The 3114-nt window shown below is 36.7% G+C and carries 3 protein-coding genes; all 3 read left to right on the top strand.

The genetic code is table 11. From position 1 onward, the window contains the following. Positions 1-734 (top strand): MFS transporter (locus C794_RS19555; protein ID WP_017795305.1); only part of this gene is annotated, 734 nt, incomplete at its 5' end. Positions 735-830: 96 nt separating this feature from the next. Continuing rightward, on the top strand, positions 831-2033 hold the full coding sequence (gene nagZ, locus C794_RS01175; RefSeq protein WP_017795306.1) for a beta-N-acetylhexosaminidase: 1203 nt from the start codon (positions 831-833) through the stop codon (positions 2031-2033). 280 nt (positions 2034-2313) lie between these two features. Next, a partial coding sequence (locus C794_RS01180; protein WP_017795307.1) for a C40 family peptidase occupies positions 2314-3114 on the top strand: 801 nt, incomplete at its 3' end.

Raw genomic sequence — 3114 nt, forward strand, 5'->3', positions numbered from 1 at the left:
CTCTTGCGAAAGATTTAAACTTTGGTTGGCAAATTTCATTACTTATTTGGGCAATACCTGCTGTGTTTGCGGCTGTAATATGGATGATTATCATAAGAAAAGACACAACGAAGGAAGAAAACATTACTCCTTCTAAAAAAGGAATTCTATCTGGTAATCGTATGTGGCGGATACCGCTGGCATGGATCGTTGCTGCTTTTTTAGGCTTACAATCAACGCTTTTTTACGTTACGATCTCTTGGCTTCCTGAAATTTTGCATAATTTTGGTATGAGCATGGCGACGGCTGGATGGCTCCTTTCCATTACACAAATTATCGGATTACCAGCGAGTTTTGCTATCCCTATCCTAGCTGGTAAGTTACAAAAACAATCCTTTATTGCTTGTTCGATTGGTGTTTTCTCATTAATTGGATATGGTGGATTGTTATTGGGAGATTCTTGGGCAATAATAATATTCAGTTTGATTTTTATTGGAATCGCATTAGGTGGAGGATTTGCTTTGGCTTTGACTTTCTTAGGGCTTCGGTCTAAGGATGCGGAACAAGCAACGGAACTTTCGGGAATGGCACAATCTGTCGGCTATTTACTTGCTGCTATAGGTCCGTTTGCGATTGGTTCTATTTATGATGTTACAGCAAGCTGGACGTTTCCACTGTTAACATTGATTATAATAGCGGTATTATTGATTATTATTGGATATCAAGTTGGTAAAGACAGATATGTGATTGATTAAGTAATATAAGACAAGTTTTATAAATTATAAATACTTCTGAGGGAATGGGGGAAAGTGAAGGAATGAAAGTTAATCTAACACCCCGGAGGTAGCATCATGATGAAGTGGATTAGCGTTACGATAACTGCAATATTTATCGTTGGAGCGTTAATGTTTTTAATAAATGTAGAGGATAAACAAAGATACAGATCATCAGATAATATTCGTGAAATATCCGCGAAGGTAAAAGAGATGAGTTTAGATGAAAAGATCGGCCAAATGATCGTTGGTGGAATTGACGGAACAGAAATAAATAATGAAACAAAAGATATGATTGAACATTATCATATTGGAGGAGTCATTCTATTTGCAGACAATATTGAAAGTAAGACGCAAACTGTAAATCTTATGAATGACATGAAAAAAGTGAATGAGAATAATCCCTATCCATTGCTTCTTGGGGTTGATGAAGAAGGTGGAAGTGTAACAAGAATGCCAGAAGAGATTACAAGCCTTCCTCCTAGTGGGTCTATAGGAAAAGAACAAGATCAGGAACTTGCTTTTGAAGTTGGTACGCTTTTAGGAAAACAGATGCAGGGGTTAGGTTTTAACTTAGATTTTGCTCCAGTGCTTGATGTAAATAGTAACCCAGATAATCCTGTTATTGGAGATCGTTCCTTTGGTGACAATCCAGACATAGTGAGTGATATGGGAATCCAAACCATGAAAGGAATTCAGAGTGAAGGAATTATCTCTGTCGTCAAACACTTTCCTGGACATGGGGATACAAGTGAGGATTCACATTTAGAGCTTCCAAAAGTGGACAAGAGCTTGAAGGAACTTTTAGAAGTTGAACTGGTTCCTTTCGAAAAAGCAATTTCCAATGGAGCTGACGTAGTTATGACTGCACATATTTTATTGCCGCAAATGGATGCCACATACCCAGCATCTATGTCTGAAAATATGATTACTGGATTATTGAGAGACGATATGGGTTTTAATGGAGTTGTTATCTCAGACGATTTAACGATGGGAGCAATAACGGAAAACTTTAGAATAGAAGAAGCGGCTATCCAATCAGTAAAAGCTGGCAGTGATATGATACTTATCGCACATCATCCAAATGCGGTGACTTCTGTTCATAAGGCATTGAAAGCAGCTGTAGAAAATGGCGATATAAGTGAAGTGAATATTAACGAAAGTGTTGAAAGAATCATTCATTTAAAAAGGAAATACAAACTTTCAAACGAAGAAACTCCTCAGACATACTTTCAATGGATTAACGAGAAGGTTCAAGAGATTTTAAATAAAGTCTCTTGACCTTTTTTATTTATTGGGGGTATAAAGAGATTCTTAATTTAATTTTAATTGGATATTTTTAACATATATTTAAAATCTAGCTATCTACCGGTATTATTTTCCTGATTAAAGAAAAAAGAGCTGTAAAATACTAAAATAAATTGTTATTTCTCCTTAAACTCAATGTTAATACACTGTGATTTTCATATGATAGATTAGGTGCAGTGATAAAATATGATGGATTTTATCGATATTCATCATATTTTAACTAGTATAGTAGAGAAACAAAGGAGGAATAACGTTGGCAAAGTCCAATCTATCAGCTAAGAAATACGTGCTTTCTACAGCATTTGTTACTTCTTTAGCCCTAACACCTATTTTTGCGGGAAGCGTGTTTGCTAATGCTGGAGCAGGAGCTTCAGAGGGAGATATACCTGCTAGCGAAAGTAACCTTCCTAACGTAACAGAGCAAGAAGAAACTTCCACGAGTGTAGGACTCATTCAGCGCGGGGATGTAAGCTCTGCAGTGGAGAACTTGCAAGAAGAATTACAAGATCAAGGTTATTATACATATAACATTGATGGTATCTTTGGTCCAATTACTGAAGAAGCAGTAAGAGAATATCAAGCAGACCAAGATTTACAAGTGGATGGTATTGTAGGACCAAATACAGAAGAAGCGTTGGCAGTAGAAAATGAAGGTTCTGATGGAGAATTAAATATTGTAGAAAAAGACGAAGATGAGAATACAACTGAGTCTGGAGACATCCAATCCGATATTGTTGCTGCAGCAGAGAGCGTTGTAGGTACTCCTTATGTATGGGGAGGAACAACTACAGATGGAATGGATAGTAGTGGATTTATTAACTATGTATTCAATCAAGTAGATATTGATATTTCTCGTACGCATAGTGAGATGTGGATAAATGATGGAGTACATGTAGATTCTCCTGAAATTGGAGACGTTGTATTCTTTGAAGGAACCTATGACACTGAAGGAGCTTCACACAGTGGTATCTATATTGGTAATGGTCAAATGATTCATGCTGGAAATGACGGTGTCAGTGTCGCTGATTTCACCATTGATTACTGGCAAGATCAT

The organism is Oceanobacillus kimchii X50, assembly GCF_000340475.1.
Lineage (GTDB): Bacteria > Bacillota > Bacilli > Bacillales > Amphibacillaceae > Oceanobacillus > Oceanobacillus kimchii.